A 16,049-nucleotide genomic window follows, 5' to 3' on the forward strand; every position below is an offset into this window, starting at 1 on the left:
CCTTGTTTTAGCCGAGTGTGAGATGTGGGCACTTTACTCGATCAACGGCACTTTGGCCGCGCGTTTGTACGGGCCGTATTCCACTGGCACCCATTGGAAATGTTTGTCCACGGCCGTGATATGCCCAATGCCGGGGAACGGCAGATGCGCAGCCGTCACCCAGGTTTTGCTGGCCGCCGCTGCGCTGAACACCGCGTTGCGACTTTTGATCGCCTGCTGGCTATTGACGTCGAAGCTGATCGACACCTCTGGATGCTCAAACTGCACCGCGAGGTTGTGCACCAGATCGCCCATGAACACGATGCTCTGCTTTTGCGAGGTGAAGCGGTACGTGGTGCTGCCCGGCGTGTGGCCGGCCTCAAGCGTGGCTTCGACCAGACCCGGCAACGGCGACTGGCCGGCGGCGAAGGTTTTGAAGCGCCCGGCCGCAACGTACGGCGCAGTTGAATCCTGGGCGATTTTGAAGAACGCTTTGGCGCCGTCCGGGGCTTTGGCGAGGGCTTGCGGGTCGAGCCAGTAATCGGCTTCAGCCTTGGCGGCGTAGACCGTGGCGTTGGCGAAGATCGGTTTTTGCTCGCCGTCGACCAGGCCACAAACGTGGTCCAGATGCAGGTGCGTCAGCAGAATCGTGTCGACCTGCTCAGGCTTGTAGCCCGCCGCCTGCATGTTCGCCGAGAGCTGACCGGCGGTGGCGCCGATGCACTGGCCAGCGCCGGTGTCGACCAGAACCAGCTGCTTGCCGGTGTTGACCAGGAACGCGTTGAACGCGGTCTGTACGCCCGGCGTTTCAATCGAGCGCCGCGCCAGCAATGCGCGGATCTGGCTCTGACTCATGCCTTGCAACAGCTTGGGCGACAGGTCGTTATAGCCATCGAACAATGCAGTTACTTCGTAATCGCCGACGGCCAGACGGAAATAGCCCGGCGCCTGCGTGCCGACTTGCGGTGCTTGTGCCATCGCGTTGGACACACCCACCGCGAGTGCCAAGGTAATTGCGCCGTTAACAAGACTCTTCATGTTTTACCCCGTTTTCGCGACCCCCGGTGGCCCGCCCATATTTTCGTCATCCTGCCCGAACCTTGGCGCCCAGACTTGCAACGGTGTGCTGAGTTCACGCAGTGGCGATGGAATTAACAACGTTTAACTCGTCAGCCTCAGGCCCCCGTCCAACAATGAATGCCTCTGCGCAGCGTTGTTTTTTGCCCCGAGGGACAGCACCGCCGGTGCACTCCCCCCGATACGGACTCTGGCCATGGCTCACACAAAGCAAAACGTCGCCCTCGCCTCCGCCTGCGAACCGCGCCGCAACAGTACCGGCGGGCTAAGTCCGCAGCGCCAGCGGTTGGTCAAACAGTTGATTCTCGATCGCCTCGGCGACAGTCTCGAAGTCACTGACCTGGCCCGCGCCTGCTCGCTGTCGCGCAGCCATTTCTCGCGCGCCTTCAAATGCAGCACCGGGCTCTCACCGCAGGACTGGATCCGCACTCAACGCATCGCCCGCGCCAAGCTGTTGATCCAGCACACCGAGCTGAGCCTGACGCACATCAGCCAGGAATGCGGTTTCTGTGATCAGGCGCACTTCTGCCATATCTTCACCCGCAGCGAAGGGATCAATCCGTTTGCGTGGCGTTGCCGGGAGGTTCGGGATTTGAAGATCAAGAGATCGCAGCCATCGAATGTTGCGCCGCAAACACCGCCATTTGCAGCAAGGTGTTGAGCTTGTCACCCGCACAGGCTGCCGGAATGGGTGAAGCCTGCCGCGAGTTTGTCTCGCCAGGGTCGGACCAGATAAACCCCCGCAGTCGCCTCCATGGATTGCTTGAACGCCGCCGGTTTGCGCCTTTAAATACAGTGGCGCGACGCTCGAGGCGGACTTGGCTTGGGCGCTGTTGCGAAAGCGATGCATTGCACTCGCGGCCGATCCTGAGGAATATGCCCGGATACCGCGGCGCAGACGGCTGGCGTGCCCCTCAAGTCGCGGTCCGCCCTGCCCGTCACACGTTCGTCGCAACGTCAGGTCAGGATCATGAAAAACAGCACAGGAGTGAGCGGTTGAGTTTTTCCCCGAATCAGGCCATCGGTTTTGGCCCCTATCGGATCCATCCCGGACAACGGCTGGTGCTTGAAGGCGAGCAGCCGCTGCGTCTGGGTCGGCGCGCCATGGATATTCTGTTGATCCTGCTGGCACATGCTGGCGAGGTGGTGAGCAAGCAGCAATTGATGGTCGGGGTCTGGCCCGACAGCGTGGTTGAAGACATCAACCTGCGCGTGCACATGGCGGCATTGCGCAAGGCGCTCGGCGACGGTCAGGCCGGGCAGCGTTTCATCGTTACCGTGGCGCAACGCGGCTACAGTTTTGTCGCGCCGATTGCGCTGCAAGCCATAGAACCACGCGCCAGCGTCGATGCGGTTGGCCGGCATAATCTGCCGCTGCGCCGCGCGCGGATGATCGGCCGCCAGCCGTTGGTCGACAGCCTGATCACGCAACTGCCGCGCCAGCGCTGCATCACCCTGGTCGGCCCCGGCGGGATTGGCAAAACCTCGGTCGCGTTACGCGTTGCCGAGCAATTGATCGGCCGCTATCGCGACGGCATACGTCTGCTTGATCTGGCACCGCTGAACGACCCCGGCCTGATCTGCTCGCACCTGGCGGGACTGCTGGATTTGTCACTGCACGACGGTGAACCACTGCCGTGTCTGATCAACAGCCTGCGCGAGCGGCAGATGCTGCTGGTGATCGACAACTGCGAACACCTGATCGACGCCGTCGCACTGCTCAGTGAGAGCATTTTGCGCGGCGCCCCGCAGGTGCATATTCTGGCCACCAGCCGCGAAAGTCTGCGCGCCGAAGGCGAATTCGTGCAGCGCCTGGAATCGCTCGATTGCCCGCCGCCGATTGCCGTGCTCGAGCGCGAACAGGCGATGGGATTTTCAGCGCTGCAATTGTTCGTCGAGCGGGCGATGGCCGCCAACGAACACTTTGAATTCAACGATGCCGAACTGCCGCTGGTTATCGAAATCTGTCGCCGGCTGGATGGCATTCCCCTGGCGCTGGAACTGGCGGCAGCGCAGGTCGCCAGCCTCGGTCTGGACGGTGTGCTGACGCAGTTGCAGGGCCGATTGCCGACTGGTACACAAAGCCTTTTCGGGCGCCATGAAACCCTGCGCGCCACACTCGACTGGAGCTTCAATCTGCTCACCGAGTGCGAGCAGACCTGTCTGCGCCGACTGAGCGTGTTTCGCGGCGGTTTCACGCTGGAGTCCGCCGCAGCGGTGATCGTCGGCCAGCACATTGCGCCGGGTGAAGTGTTCGCTTCGATCACGCAACTGGTCGCCAAATCGTTACTCAACGTCGAAGTCGGTGATGAAGAGGTTTTTTATCGCCTGCTCGACACCACCCGCCGCTATGCGCTGGAAAAACTCGATCACGCAGTCGAACTCAGTGACACCCGCGAACGCCACGCCGAGCGCTGCCTGACATTGATGCATCAGGCGCAAAGCGATTGGCAGACCACACCGACTGGATTGTGGATCGAGCGCTATGCGCGGGGCCTGGAAGACTTGCGCGCGGCGCTCGACTGGACGTTGAACGCGGACGGCTCGCGGGAAACCGGCGTGCGCCTGACCGCGACTTCCGCGCCATTGTGGCAAGAGTTGTCGTTGCTCAAGGAATACGGCGGACATGTACGTCATGCGCTGCGGCTGCTCGATGCATCTGCGCAACCCTGCCCACAGCTGACAATCGCTCTGAAACTGGCGCTCGGCAGCGCGTGTTATCACACCTGGGGTGGCACGCCGGAGACGATCAAAGCGTTTGTCGACGCCAACGATCTTGCCCGACAACACGCCAACATGGCCGCGCAATTGCGCGCAGTATCTGGGCATATGGCGGTCAATCTCAGTTGCGGCAACTACCAGATGGCGCTGGAGCAAAGTGAGCAATTTGATCGCCTCGGCGTGCATGGCGATCCGCAATTGTCGCTGAGCACCCATCGCCTGCGCGTGCTGGCGCTGCATTACGCTGGCGATCAGCAACAGGCGCGAATTCACGCCGAGCAAGTCATTCAGCGTATGGCGCAGAGCGGTAACCTCAATCGCTTCACCCACGGCTTTGGCGTGCAATACGATCAGAGCGTCGCCTCGCTGACCGTCCTCGCCCGTGTACTGTGGCTGCAAGGTTTCCCCGAGCAGGCATGGCGTACTGCGCGCCAGGCGCTGGACATCGCAGTGCAGATCAACCATGGCACGTCGATCTGCTACACGCTGGCATTGGCGAGTTGCTTGATCGCGCATTACAACGGCGACCAACAGAACGCCCGCGCAATGCTGCGATTGCTGCTGGAACAGGCGCAGAAGCATTCGGTGCTGCTGTTCTACAGATGGGCGCGGCATTATGCGCAGGTGATCGATGCCGATTCGGCGACTGACTTGTTGCCGGATGGCAGCGGCCTGGTTCGGGAAATCATGGTCACGCTGGACGGCTCTTTTGTTGACGATGCCCTGGTGGAGCGGGCACAAGGCGGTGCAGCGGGCTGGAGCACAGCGGAGATTCTGCGCGCCAAAGCAGATAGATCGCTGGCGCAAGAGGCGCCTTGCCTGCAATCGGTCGAAACCGTTCTGCAGCAGGCGCTGTGCATCGCGCAAGCTCAAGGCGCACTCGCCTGGGAACTGCGCAGTGCCACTTCACTGGCGCAGCTGTGGCAGCGTCAGTCGCGCTATCGCGAAGCACTGGAATTATTGCAGCCGATTTACCAACGTTTCACCGAAGGCTATGCCACGCCTGACTTGCGCAAGGTGCGTGCGTTGCTCGACGAGTTAAACGGCCAACTGCACATCTGAAGCCCGGCGGGTATGGGCGATGTATCGGGCGTGCCGGCGTTCGAGTTCTTTCGATTCGCCGGTCTGTTCCAGCTGCTCGCGGGCAAAACGGCGGATGGTGTTAAGCATCCGATAACGCTCACCGCCGCGCTCCACGCCAAGCAGCGACTTGGCGGTCAGCCGTTCGATCACCGCTGCCAGTACCGACGCTGGCAGCAGCTCACAACCGATCACATCAATAACCGCCTTCAGACTGAACGCCATTTGAAACACTGAAAGCCGCCGCAGCACTTGTTGCTCCTGATGGCTCAGATGCCGATAACTCCATTCCAGTGCGGCGGTCATGGACTGATGACGAGGCACCGCCGTCCTTCGACCGTGGCTCAGCAGCTGCAGACCGTTATCCAGCTGCGCGTGCACACCGATGATCGCCAATGCATCAATCTGCGCTGCCGCCAATTCAATCGCCAATGGCAGTCCATCCAGTCGCCGGCAGATGTCGCACACGGCTTGCAAATCCTGCTCGCGCAGCTTGAAACCCTGCTGACGCGCCCGTGCACGGCTGACGAACAACTGCACCGCCGAATAGCCCATTGCCTCAGCGACACTGTTCAGTGCGCTGGCTTTGGGAATCGTCAGAGGCGGCAGCTGTTGTACGGTTTCAAGGCCCACGCGCAACGGTTCACGGCTGGTGGCGAGGATCGACAGCCGTGGAGCTGCATCCAGCAGTTTTTCCAGCAAGTGCCGGCAGGGTTCGCGCAAGTGATCGCAGTTATCCAGCACCAGCAAGGCGTGGCGCGTGGTCAACGTAGCCAGGTTTGTATCGAGGGTTTGCAACAGATGATCGAGTATCGGTGTGGACTCGTCGATCAACGAAAAATCCACCTGCCACACGCCGTCACGAAAATGCTGCAGAAGTAGTTCTGCCGCCCGCAGAGCCACGGTGCTTTTGCCGACACCGCCAGGCCCGGTCACGGTCATCAGCCGCGACAGTGGCAATTGCCGCACCAGACTGCCAACCAGCGAATCTCGGCCAGTGACCGGCGTCAGGCGCGCCGGCAAATTATGTTGAGGCGTTTGCAGTGTTTCAAAAACCACTTGCGCGGTGCTATCGCCTCGCACTGGGGCAACAAAGCTGTAACCGCGTTGCGGCACATTGACGATATAGCGCTGGCCGTTCTCGCCGTCGCCTAGCGCCCGACGCAGGGCGGCGATGTGCACCCTGAGATTGATCTCTTCAACCACCGAAGCCGGCCACACCAGCGCGATCAATTGTTCCTTGCTGACCACCCGACCGGCACGCTCGACCAGCACTTGCAGAATGTCCAGTGCACGCCCGCCCATACGCAGTTGGCGATCCCCATCGAGGATCAGCCGTTGGCGCAAATGAAACGCGTACGGGCCGAAATGCAGGACCGACGCTGAGTTCAAATCGAGGACGCTGTTCATATCAACTATCTTGGCAGGCCTCGATGACGCTACAACCACCACGCAGGGCGCAGCACGGACATACAAGTGCGCAGAACGGACAGAAGCGCTCTAGCTGAACTGTTCGCGGTACTGCGCAGGGGTAAGGCCGAGCTTTTCACCGAACAAAATGCGCATGTGCCGAACGCTGCCGAAACCACTTTTGTAGGCCACGGTTTTCAGCGGCAGATCGCTGGTTTCGAGCAGATTGCGTGCGCAGTCAATGCGCGCACTTTGCAGAAAATCCATCGGCGTCATGTTCACTTCACGGGTGAACATCCGCGCGAAGTGCCGCGCGCTCATGTTCGCCAGCCCGGCCATGCGCTCGACGCTGAAGGCTTCGTCGAGATGCTCCAGCACATGATTCTGTACGCGGGTGATCGGCGTTTCGTGTGGTGCTACTGCGGCCATCAACGGACTGAACTGTGCCTGCCCGCCCTGACGTTTCATCACCACCAACAACACTTTGGCCACGTCCTGTGCGAGTTTTTTGCCGTGATCGCCGGCGACCACGGCCAAGGCCATATCGATGCCGGCCGTTACCCCGCCGGAAGTGATCAGGTTGCGATCCTCGACGTAGATCTGATCGGTCGCGACTTTCGCCTGTGGAAAGCCCTTGGTCAGCCGTTCGGTGTAATTCCAGTGGGTGGTCACGCGATAGCCATCCAGCAACCCGGCATGCCCGAGCACGAAGGCGCCGGTGCAGATTGAGCCGTAGCGCTCGGCGCGTTTGACCGCACCTTTGAGCCAGGCGAGCAGCGGTGGATGTTTTTCGTTGTAGGCACCCGGGCCGCCGGGTACCAGCAGCAAGTCATAAGCTGCGCTGGCATCCTCGATATGGCGGTCGGTATGGACCATTACGCCGTTGGACGCGCGCAGCGCACCGCGCTCAGTGCCGAGCGTTGTCAACTGATAGTGGCATTCGGGTTTGAGGTAGCGATTGGCGACTGAAAAGACCTCCATTGGCCCTGCCATATCCAGCAGTAAGAAATCGGGGAACAACACCATTGCCACGGTTTTCATGGGAATCCATCACTGAAATCGACGAACTGATATAAACGCAGCATTATGGCGACGAACATCAAGGCCGGCCCAGGAATTTGCGTGAACTGGCCCACGAAACTGTCAACCTGAACAGGACAGTATTTCAATTTTCATCTACTTATTGCATCTGACGGTAACCAGTAAGCTTCTCCTCACTCGGACGAATCAACGTCCTGAAAGGAGATTTCATCATGCTGACCCTTCGCAAAGCTTCTGACCGTGGTCTGGCCAATCATGGCTGGTTGAAGTCTTTCCACACCTTTTCTTTCGCCAGCTACCGCGACCCGCGGGAGCAGGGTTTCTCCGATCTGCTGGTGATCAACGACGACCGCGTCGCCGCCGGCAAAGGTTTCGGCCAGCACCCGCATCGCGACATGGAGATTTTCTCCTACGTGCTCGAAGGTGCATTGGAACACAAGGATACCTTGGGCACTGGCTCGGTGATCCGCCCGGGCGACGTGCAACTGATGAGCGCCGGCAGCGGCGTGGCGCACAGCGAATTCAACCACTCGGCGAGCAAACCGGTGCACTTCCTGCAAATCTGGATCGTGCCGGATGTCAGCGGCGCCAAGCCACGCTACCAGCAGGAGCACTTCAGCGCGCAGAAAAAACGCGGTCGTCTGCAACTGATCATCTCGCCGGAGGGCAACAACGGTTCGCTGAAAGTGCGCCAGGATGCACGAGTGTACGCCGGGCTGTTCGATGGCCAGGAAAGCGCCACGCTGAAATTGCCAGCCAATCGTTATGCGTACGTGCATGTAGCCCGTGGCAGCGTCGAATTGAACGGCGTGCAGTTGCAGGAAGGTGACGGCGTACGGGTTCGCGAAGAACAGATGCTGACCTTGAGCAATGGCGTGGACGCCGAAGTACTGGTGTTCGACCTGCGCCCGCAAGAGCTGCCCGAAATGCCATGAGGCGTGTTTGCATCGCCCACAAAAAACGGCCTTCATTGAGGGCCGTTTTTTATTGTTCGATGATTGCAGTCGGAGCTGTCAGCGCCGGAACGCCGCCCTCTTTCACCGATTGAATCATCGCAAGGGTCGTCTGCATCGTGACGAGCACGTTGGCTTGATTGGCGTAGAAACAGCCGACGAGTATGGCAATCATCCCGAGAAACTGAACTGTAGTCGCTGCCCAGTAGTGCGGCTTGATACTCGAAATTTTCTCCATGGCTTCATCCAGTCTCTCGATGGATTTGTCCATTCGATTGCCAAGCAATTCATAGCGTTTGTCGCGCTCCAGATGAGCCTTTTCCTGCGCAATGAGGATTTTTTCCTGCGATTTTTCTCGCTCTAACCGGGCTGCTTCGATCTTTTTGTCACTTTCCAGTCGAGCCGCCTCGCGCTCCTGCCGGAGCTCTTCCAGATAGCGTTCTCGCGCAAGTCGCAGTTCTTCTTGAGAACGCTCCTGCTCTCGTCGGAGATTCTCCTGGCGGGCTTCGGTTTCCTCCCGAGCCTTGTCTCGGGTTGCCTGATCAATCAGAAACCCGTCAATCTTCGAAGACATGGACTCGATCCGGGCATCGATTCGGGTCTCGATGAGCTCGATCCTGGCGCTGAATTCGTCTCGCGTTACGTAGTTCATAGACTCGTTACCACCGGTTTTGCTGGCCATGTCACATTCTTGAAATTGGCTGATTTCCCTTGCAATCAATTCCCCACCCCTGCGCTTATCAATGCTTCCCTGATTGATCCCCTTGCAGCGCTCTACCTGCTCACCCAAGGTTTGAACAACGATAGAACCCGGCTGAAAAACTCACAAGCCAGCGGATTCTGGTACGGATGTAGGCAATATCGCCGGTCGCTGTAGCCGTCCTACATGGATTTGATTTATCTATTCATTCTCCGACGCAAACGCCTCGACAATCTGCTCGATCACCGCCCTCACCCGCGCCGTATGGCGTAAATCTGCATGGGTCACCAACCATACTTCGTAAGGCAGCGGCCGCGTGCGTTGCGGCCAGAGCCTCACGAGACCGTCGCGTTCGCCCATGTAGACAGGGATTTCTCCTACACCGAGACCAGCAGCAATCGAGCGGCGCACCAACAGACTTGAACTCAGGCTGGCGACGATCCGCCCACGGGTGATCGGTTCAGATACCAGCGTCATGTCCTTATGCGACTGAAAATAGGGCTGATAAACCACCAGATCGTGTCCCTCGAACGCGCTGCCTGGCGAGGGTTCACCATGGGCGTCGACGTAGGCCTGCGAGGCGAACAACCCCACCGGCCAGCGTGCGATACGTCGGGCGATCAGGTCAGGGTTGTCGGGACGCGTATTGCGCACTGCGATGTCCGCTTCGCGCTTGGCCAGGTTGAGCATTTGCGTCGAGGCATCGAGTTGCACGCGTACGTCAGGATGCTGCAGATGCAAACGGGCGATGGCCGGGATCAGGAAATCGATGGCCATGGAATCGGTGGTGCTGACCCGCACATTGCCGGTCAGGCGATCATCCAGACCCTGGATCTGCCGTTCCAGCTCCAGCGCTGAATGCTCCATTTTTTCCACTGCTTTGAGCGCTGCTTCACCGAGCGCTGTAAGCGCGTAACCGTCGGAAGTGCGCAGGAACAAGGTTGCAGCAAGAGACTTTTCCAGCGCCATTACGCGCCGTCCGACTGTCGCCTGATCCACACCCAGCACGCGCGCGGCGCCGCGCAACGTCGACTCGCGACAGACTGCGAGAAACACCCGCGCATCATCCCAGTTCATCCAGCCTCCCGATGATGCAGATTTGCATCGGATTGACGCGCAATCGCTGCGCGAATGCAGCAACCATAACCGATAAGCTGCACGCCATAAACCTCCCACAGGAGCGCAATCATGCGCACATCTTCCTCGCTCGACAGCACGCCCTCGGGTATCTGGCTGCCAATCTTCGCCGGACTCTGTGCCAGCCTGGTCAGCATTGGTCTCGCGCGTTTCGCCTACACACCGCTGATTCCCGCGTTAATTGAGGCGCAATGGTTTTCCGCCCACGATGTGGTCTATCTCGGCGCGGCGAATCTGGTCGGTTATCTGATCGGTGCGCTGCTCGGCCGGCCGATGGCCCGTCGCCTGAGCAACAAGAATGCTCTGCGGCTGATGATGATCGCAGTGACGCTGGCATTTTTTGCCTGCGCCTTCCCGGTGTCGGTGAGCTGGTATTTCGGCTGGCGTTTGCTGTCGGGGATCGCTGGCGGCGCAATCATGGTGTTGGTCGCGACGGTACTGCCGCATGTGCCGGCGGCGCGTAAAGGCCTGGCTAGCGGGGCGATTTTTCTCGGCATCGGCCTGGGAATCGCCGGTTCCGGCACGCTGGTGCCGCCACTGCTGAGTCTGGGCCTGCAAGCGACCTGGCTGGGCCTGGGCGCACTGTCGGTGTTGCTGACGGCGCTGAGCTGGTTCGGCTGGCCGGCGGATCTGCCGCATGTCGCGGCCAGCGAGGCAGATGCCAAATCCGGCAAGTCGACACCGCCGGCTGTTTACCTGTTGTTTGCGCAATACGCTTTCATGGCCGCAGGTCTGGTGCCGGCCATGGTGTTCCTCGTGGATTACGTGGCGCGCGGCCTCGGTGCCGGGGCGCATGTCGGGGCGCTGATCTGGGTCATGTACGGTCTGGGGGCGATTGTCGGCCCGGTGAGTTACGGCTTTCTGGCTGACCACCTCGGTGCGCGAACCGGCATTCGACTGGTGCTGGTGGTACAGGCGATTGCCCTCGGTTTGCTGGCGATATCTCACTCGTTCCTCGCCCTGGCGTTGCTGGCGGTGATCCTCGGCTCGTTCCCGCCGGGCATCGTGCCACTGGCCTTGGCGCGAGTGCATGAACTGGTGCCGGAGCATAAGCGCCAGCAGGTCGCCTGGAGTCGCGCCACCGTGTCGTTCGCCACGTTCCAGGCGCTGGCCGGATTTGCCTACTCGGCGCTGTTCAATGCCAGTGGCGGCCAGCACGCGCTGCTGTTCATGATCGCCGCTGGCGCAATCGTGGTAGCGCTGTTGCTTGAGCAAGCCATGAAATTACTGCCCGCAAGAACCGAACAGCGTTGCTGCGTGAATTGACGGGAATCATTAACGCCCGATCACGTTCCCATCTACGAACGATCAATTGCTCCAGAGGAATCGAAAATGACCCTGCCTACAGAAATGACCCTAGTTGAAATCACCGAACCCGGTGGCCCGGAAGTTCTGCAACCGCAACGCGTGCCGCTGCCAGTGGCTGGCGATGGCGAAGTGTTGATTCGCGTACATGCCGCTGGCATCAATCGTCCGGATGCTCTGCAACGCGCCGGCAAATATCCGATGAAACCGGGCATGAATCCGATCCCCGGCCTTGAAGTGGCGGGTGAAGTGGTGGCTCTCGGTACTGGCGTAACCGCGTTCGTAGTCGGTGACCGAGTTTGCGCGCTGACCAACGGCGGTGGTTACGCCGAATACTGCGCTGTCCCGGCAGGCCAGACGTTGCCGATTCCTGAAGGGCTGGACTGGGTACAGGCGGCCGCGATTCCGGAAACCTTCTTCACGGTGTGGGCCAATCTGTTCGGCCTCGGTGGCGCCAACAAAGGCCAGCGCGCGCTGATCCACGGCGGCACCAGTGGCATTGGCACCACCGCTTTGATGCTCTGCCGCGAATTCGGTATCCAGGCTTTCGCCACTGCTGGCAGTGCCGACAAGTGCGCTGCAATCCGTGAATTGGGTGGCGAGGCAATCAACTATCGCGAACAGGATTTCGCCAGCGTCATTGCCGAGAAAACTGATGGCCGTGGCGTGAATGCAATCCTCGACATCATGGGCGGCTCGTACCTCAACAGTAACGTCAGCGCGCTCGCGATGGACGGACGCCTGGTGATGCTCGGTTTCCTCGGCGGCGCCAAGGCCAACGACGTTGATCTGCTGGCGATCATGGCCAAACGGGCGGTCATCACCGGTTCACTTTTAAGGGCACGAAGCGCTGCGGAAAAAGCTGCCATCGCCGATCAGCTACGCGAGCACGTCTGGCCCGCATTGGCTGGCGGACGCTGCTTGCCGATCATCGACAAGGTCTACGCGCTGACAGACGCAGCCCAGGCCCATGCGCACATGGAGGCCGGCGACCATATCGGCAAGATCGTGCTGAAGGTCGATTGAGCTGCCGCAGCATTTTGTAATTGTTGCGGGCGCACGGTGGTCGAAAATGTCACGCACAGGCTTGGGCTTCTGATACAAAGCGTTCTTTGTCCGCACCGTGGTGAAACGTTTAATGTTGCTTGCCTTCATGACCCGACTCCGACGCCGCCGTCTGGCGTTTGCTTGCATGGCCGCGTTGATTATCGGCGTGCCGGCAAGTTGTGCCGTGCTGGAACACACTGAGCGCAAATTGCTGTTCCGCATCGAACCGGGCAATGCCGGTTGGTATCACGGCCTGCCCGGCAGCGTTCAGGAACTTGATCTGCAACCGAAGAGCTTCAAGGCCGGGCAAAGCATTCATGCGTGGTGGTGGCCGGCGGAACGACCCAACGCCCCGGCGATTCTGTATTTGCACGGGGTACGCTGGAATCTCACCGGGCAGTTGTTCCGTATCGAGCAATTGCGCGCGGCGGGCTATTCGGTGTTGGCCATCGACTATCGCGGGTTCGGCAAAAGTCACGGTGATCTGCCGTCTGAAAGCACGGTGTACGAAGATGCTCGGGTGGCATGGGAACGTTTCAAACTGCTGCAACCGGACCCGGCCAAACGCTTGATTTACGGACACTCGCTGGGTGGTGCCGTGGCAGTCGATCTGGCTGCTGAACTTGGACAGAGAGCAGTGCGCGAGCATACCCCGCTGCCAGTACGCGGTCTGGTCATTGAATCGACTTTCACCACGCTGGCGGATGTCGCGGCATCGGTGGCTAACACTTCACTGCCGGTGCGCTGGTTGCTGTCGCAGAAATTCGATTCCATCGACAAGATCGCCGACATTCATATGCCGCTATTAGTGGTGCATGGTTTGGCCGACGCATTCGTGCCGCCGCGCTTCAGCGAGCAACTGTTCGCTGCCGCACAACAGCCGAAGCGCCTGTTGCTGGTGCCCGGCGGGACACACAACAACAGCATGGCGCTGGGTGGGCGGAATTATCGCAAGGCCATCGATGCACTGATGCAGACCAAACCCGCGCCGCGGGTCGCGGGGCCGGCTGTTGGGCGCAGTGCGCGGGATACCTAGCGGTAACCGCGAGCCTGTAGATCGAAAAGCTGCGCGTAGTGTCCACCGGCGCTGATCAAGCCTTGGTGAGCGCCCTGCTCCAGAATCCGCCCCTGCGCAAGCACGATGATGTGATCGGCATTGCGCACGCTCGAAAAACGATGGGAGATCAGCAGCGTCATGCGTGCTTCGGTGTTCTGGCTGAAATGTTCGAACACTGCGGCTTCTGCCGCAGGATCAAGGGCCGAGGTTGGTTCGTCGAGAATCAGAATATCGGCGTCGCGACGCATGTAGGCTCGGGACAGGGCGATTTTCTGCCACTGCCCGCCGGACAATTCCTGGCCACCGGCAAACCAGCGCCCCAGTTGCGTGGCGTAACCGCGATCCAGCCCTTCAATGAATGGCGCGGCCATGCCCTCGGCGGCAGCGTCTTTCCAGCGCTGTTCATCGTTGAACGCCAGGGTGTCGCCGACGCCAATGTTTTCCCCGACGGTGAATTGATAGCGGATGTAATCCTGGAAGATCACACCGATGCGGCGACGCAAAGCGGTTTCTTCCCAGTCCTGCAGATCGCTGCCATCGAGCAGAATCACGCCTTGATCGGGACGGTACAGTCGGGTCAGCAACTTGATCAGCGTGGTCTTGCCTGAACCGTTCTCGCCCACCAGCGCCAGACTGCGACCGGGCACCAGATGCAGGTCAATGCCTTCCAGCGCCGCACGACTGGCGCCGGGGTAGCGGAACCCGACATTGTGCAAACGCAGCCCGTCGCCCGGCAGCGCACCCTCGGTGAGATGACCGCTGTCTGCCAGTACCGGTTCGGCGAGGTAATCATAAAGACTCAACAGGTACAGGCCGTCCTCGTACAGACCGCTGATTGCGCTCAGGCTGCTGCTGACTGCGCTCTGTCCTTGCTTGAACAGCACCAGGTACATGGTCATTTGCCCGAGACTGAGCTCACCGTGTATCGCGTCGATCACCACCCACGCGTAGGCCAGGTAAAACGCAGCCGTACCCAGCAGACCAAGGACAAAACCCCAGCCGTCGCGGCGCAACGTCAGGTTGCGGTCTTCGGCATACAGCCGAGTGAAGGTGTCGCGGTAACGCTGTAAAAGCAGCTGCGCGAAACCGAACAGTTTGACCTCTTTTATATAGGCCTCATGCGAGAGCAAGGTTTCGATGTAGTTTTGCTGGCGGCTCTCCGGCGCACGTCGAGTGAACAAGCGAAAGGCATCACCGGAGAAATGCGCCTCGGCGAAAAATACCGGCAGCGCGCCAACCACCAGCAACAGCAGCGCCCAGGGCGAAAAGTGCACCAGCAGCACGCCGAAGCTGATCAACATAATCAAGTTCTGCACCAGCCCCAGCGACTTCATCACCAACGCCAACGGCCGGGTAGAAGCCTCTCGCCGCACCCGCACCAGCTTGTCGTAGAACTCCGAGTTCTCGAACTGCACCAGCGACAGGGTCTGCGCCTTCTCCAGAATCAGCGTGTTGACCTTCTGCCCCAGTTGCACTCGCAGCAGCGATTGCTGCACCGACAATGCCCGCTGCGTCCCAGACAGCAACGCCAGCACCCCCGCCTCTAGCAGCACATAACGCAACACCGGCCACAACGGCGCGCTGCCCTGCTGCGCGTGCAACTGCATCGCCGCGACCACCGCATCAACAATTCGCTGCCCCAGCCACGCCGCCAGTGCCGGTAGTACCCCGGCGACCAACGTCGCCAGCACCAGGCCGAGAAACAACGCGCGCGACGTGCCCCAGACCAATTGCAGGGCGCGGCTGGCCTGACCGAGCAGCGTGGTGAAGCGTGACAGAGCGGGCATAGGGCATCGGACTCGGTAGAAAGCGGATTGGCGCCATGGTACTCCGGCCCGGGAATTGAATTTCACACCTTAGTGCAGCCACGGCATACTGGCGCCCGCAAAAACATCACGAAAAGGAATGAGTGTGTTATCCCGCCCCAATCTCCTCTGGCTTTACTACCCCATCTGCTGGCTCAGCGTAACCGTACTGGTGCTGCACCTGGCTTTTTATGACTGGCTGCTGCTCACACCCACCGACGTCGGCGGCACCTTGATGGGTGGCATGGGCGGACAAATGTATGCCAGTGCCTGGATGATCACGGCGCTGGGCTTGCTGATCGCGATGCTGGTGCGACTGCCAGGATCAACAGTCGCATGCATGGCCGCAGGCGCGGTGCAAACCGGCATCAGCATCGGGTGGCTGGTGATGTATCCGGACAACGCAGAACAGGTGATTTACAGCACCAGCCAGAAAGGAATCGTTGTCGCAATGTTGATCGGCGTGGCGATGTTTCTCGCAGGCTTCTATTTGCGCGCCTGGCTGAAAAAACGCAGCACGCAAAAACCACTATCGCGCTTGAAGTTGGTCGGCAAATTTGCGGTGGCGGCACTGCTGGCGCTGATCTTCATAGGCGTACCGGTCAAAATCGCCCAGCACAGGTCCCTGCCGCATTGCGCCTTCGATAAGAACGGCATGCAACTGACCATCTGTCTGGGTGACAGCGACGATGAACGCGTATTTGTCGACTGACTGCTGATAATCCGGGCCATACCCA

Annotated in this window: 13 protein-coding genes and 1 pseudogene; 7 read left to right on the forward strand and 7 right to left on the reverse strand. The window is 60.1% G+C overall.

Annotation, left to right across the window (positions count from 1 at the left end; translation table 11 throughout):
• Positions 1–33: 33 nt before the first annotated feature.
• On the reverse strand, positions 34–1,017 hold the full coding sequence (locus ACOI8A_RS03140; protein WP_420649564.1) for an MBL fold metallo-hydrolase: 984 nt from the start codon (positions 1,015–1,017) through the stop codon (positions 34–36).
• 235 nt (positions 1,018–1,252) lie between these two features.
• On the opposite strand from ACOI8A_RS03140, the gene ACOI8A_RS03145 reads away from it, so the two are divergent.
• On the forward strand, positions 1,253–1,717 hold the full coding sequence (locus tag ACOI8A_RS03145; RefSeq protein ID WP_420649565.1) for a helix-turn-helix domain-containing protein: 465 nt from the start codon (positions 1,253–1,255) through the stop codon (positions 1,715–1,717).
• Here ACOI8A_RS03145 and ACOI8A_RS03150 read toward each other — a convergent pair.
• Positions 1,671–1,830: pseudogene (locus ACOI8A_RS03150) on the reverse strand (NADPH-dependent FMN reductase); the annotation flags it as partial. The gene ACOI8A_RS03145 and the pseudogene ACOI8A_RS03150 overlap by 47 nt on opposite strands.
• A 222-nt stretch (positions 1,831–2,052) precedes the next feature.
• On the opposite strand from ACOI8A_RS03150, the gene ACOI8A_RS03155 reads away from it, so the two are divergent.
• Positions 2,053–4,839 carry an ATP-binding protein gene (locus ACOI8A_RS03155; RefSeq protein ID WP_420649566.1) on the forward strand — a complete coding sequence of 929 codons (2,787 nt, stop codon included), beginning with the start codon at positions 2,053–2,055 and terminating at the stop codon, positions 4,837–4,839.
• Here ACOI8A_RS03155 and ACOI8A_RS03160 read toward each other — a convergent pair.
• Positions 4,816–6,267 (reverse strand): ATP-binding protein, encoded by a 1,452-nt coding sequence (locus tag ACOI8A_RS03160; protein ID WP_420649567.1) that lies wholly within the window; start codon positions 6,265–6,267, stop codon positions 4,816–4,818. The genes ACOI8A_RS03155 and ACOI8A_RS03160 overlap by 24 nt on opposite strands.
• A 90-nt stretch (positions 6,268–6,357) precedes the next feature.
• Positions 6,358–7,308 (reverse strand): GlxA family transcriptional regulator, encoded by a 951-nt coding sequence (locus tag ACOI8A_RS03165; protein ID WP_420649568.1) that lies wholly within the window; start codon positions 7,306–7,308, stop codon positions 6,358–6,360.
• Positions 7,309–7,520: 212 nt separating this feature from the next.
• Between ACOI8A_RS03165 and ACOI8A_RS03170 the strand changes: the two genes are divergently transcribed.
• A complete protein-coding gene (locus ACOI8A_RS03170; protein ID WP_420649569.1) occupies positions 7,521–8,243 on the forward strand; it encodes a pirin family protein in 723 nt (240 codons plus the stop codon).
• Positions 8,244–8,292: 49 nt separating this feature from the next.
• Here the strand turns inward: ACOI8A_RS03170 and ACOI8A_RS03175 are convergent, their stop codons facing one another.
• The gene (locus ACOI8A_RS03175; protein ID WP_420649570.1) at positions 8,293–8,943 is read right to left on the reverse strand and encodes a hypothetical protein; all 651 of its coding nucleotides are present in this window, start codon (positions 8,941–8,943) and stop codon (positions 8,293–8,295) included.
• A 219-nt stretch (positions 8,944–9,162) separates the two neighbouring features.
• Positions 9,163–10,038, reverse strand: coding sequence for a LysR family transcriptional regulator (locus ACOI8A_RS03180; RefSeq protein WP_420649571.1), 876 nt, complete (start codon positions 10,036–10,038; stop codon positions 9,163–9,165).
• Between the two features lie 111 nt (positions 10,039–10,149).
• Here ACOI8A_RS03180 and ACOI8A_RS03185 point away from each other — a divergent pair, with 111 nt between their 5' ends.
• From ACOI8A_RS03185 to ACOI8A_RS03195, 3 genes are all read left to right on the forward strand, one after another.
• On the forward strand, positions 10,150–11,364 hold the full coding sequence (locus tag ACOI8A_RS03185; RefSeq protein WP_420649572.1) for a YbfB/YjiJ family MFS transporter: 1,215 nt from the start codon (positions 10,150–10,152) through the stop codon (positions 11,362–11,364).
• Between the two features lie 66 nt (positions 11,365–11,430).
• A complete protein-coding gene (locus ACOI8A_RS03190) occupies positions 11,431–12,429 on the forward strand; it encodes an NAD(P)H-quinone oxidoreductase (RefSeq protein ID WP_420649573.1) in 999 nt (332 codons plus the stop codon).
• Positions 12,430–12,541: 112 nt separating this feature from the next.
• Complete coding sequence (locus ACOI8A_RS03195) at positions 12,542–13,486, forward strand: alpha/beta hydrolase (RefSeq protein WP_420649574.1); 945 nt, start codon at positions 12,542–12,544, stop codon at positions 13,484–13,486.
• Here ACOI8A_RS03195 and ACOI8A_RS03200 read toward each other — a convergent pair.
• Positions 13,483–15,294, reverse strand: a complete 1,812-nt coding sequence (locus tag ACOI8A_RS03200; RefSeq protein WP_420649575.1) for an ABC transporter ATP-binding protein — start codon at positions 15,292–15,294, stop codon at positions 13,483–13,485. The two genes, ACOI8A_RS03195 and ACOI8A_RS03200, sit on opposite strands and share 4 nt — an antisense overlap.
• Positions 15,295–15,412: 118 nt before the next feature.
• Here ACOI8A_RS03200 and ACOI8A_RS03205 point away from each other — a divergent pair, with 118 nt between their 5' ends.
• On the forward strand, positions 15,413–16,024 hold the full coding sequence (locus tag ACOI8A_RS03205; protein ID WP_420649576.1) for a hypothetical protein: 612 nt from the start codon (positions 15,413–15,415) through the stop codon (positions 16,022–16,024).
• Positions 16,025–16,049: the final 25 nt, after the last annotated feature.

The organism is Pseudomonas sp. P4795 (assembly GCF_048822895.1).
In the GTDB taxonomy this organism is placed as follows: Bacteria; Pseudomonadota; Gammaproteobacteria; order Pseudomonadales; family Pseudomonadaceae; genus Aquipseudomonas.

Excerpts from the sequence above, each read along its gene's own strand:
- ACOI8A_RS03140 (WP_420649564.1), bottom strand. The coding sequence starts at position 1,017 with ATGAAGAGTCTTGTTAACGGCGCAATTACCTTGGCACTCGCGGTGGGT.
- ACOI8A_RS03145 (WP_420649565.1), top strand. The coding sequence starts at position 1,253 with ATGGCTCACACAAAGCAAAACGTCGCCCTCGCCTCCGCCTGCGAACCG.
- ACOI8A_RS03160 (WP_420649567.1), bottom strand. The coding sequence starts at position 6,267 with ATGAACAGCGTCCTCGATTTGAACTCAGCGTCGGTCCTGCATTTCGGC.
- ACOI8A_RS03165 (WP_420649568.1), bottom strand. The coding sequence starts at position 7,308 with ATGAAAACCGTGGCAATGGTGTTGTTCCCCGATTTCTTACTGCTGGAT.
- ACOI8A_RS03170 (WP_420649569.1), top strand. The coding sequence starts at position 7,521 with ATGCTGACCCTTCGCAAAGCTTCTGACCGTGGTCTGGCCAATCATGGC.
- ACOI8A_RS03175 (WP_420649570.1), bottom strand. The coding sequence starts at position 8,943 with ATGGCCAGCAAAACCGGTGGTAACGAGTCTATGAACTACGTAACGCGA.
- ACOI8A_RS03180 (WP_420649571.1), bottom strand. The coding sequence starts at position 10,038 with ATGAACTGGGATGATGCGCGGGTGTTTCTCGCAGTCTGTCGCGAGTCG.
- ACOI8A_RS03185 (WP_420649572.1), top strand. The coding sequence starts at position 10,150 with ATGCGCACATCTTCCTCGCTCGACAGCACGCCCTCGGGTATCTGGCTG.
- ACOI8A_RS03190 (WP_420649573.1), top strand. The coding sequence starts at position 11,431 with ATGACCCTGCCTACAGAAATGACCCTAGTTGAAATCACCGAACCCGGT.
- ACOI8A_RS03195 (WP_420649574.1), top strand. The coding sequence starts at position 12,542 with ATGTTGCTTGCCTTCATGACCCGACTCCGACGCCGCCGTCTGGCGTTT.
- ACOI8A_RS03200 (WP_420649575.1), bottom strand. The coding sequence starts at position 15,294 with ATGCCCGCTCTGTCACGCTTCACCACGCTGCTCGGTCAGGCCAGCCGC.
- ACOI8A_RS03205 (WP_420649576.1), top strand. The coding sequence starts at position 15,413 with ATGAGTGTGTTATCCCGCCCCAATCTCCTCTGGCTTTACTACCCCATC.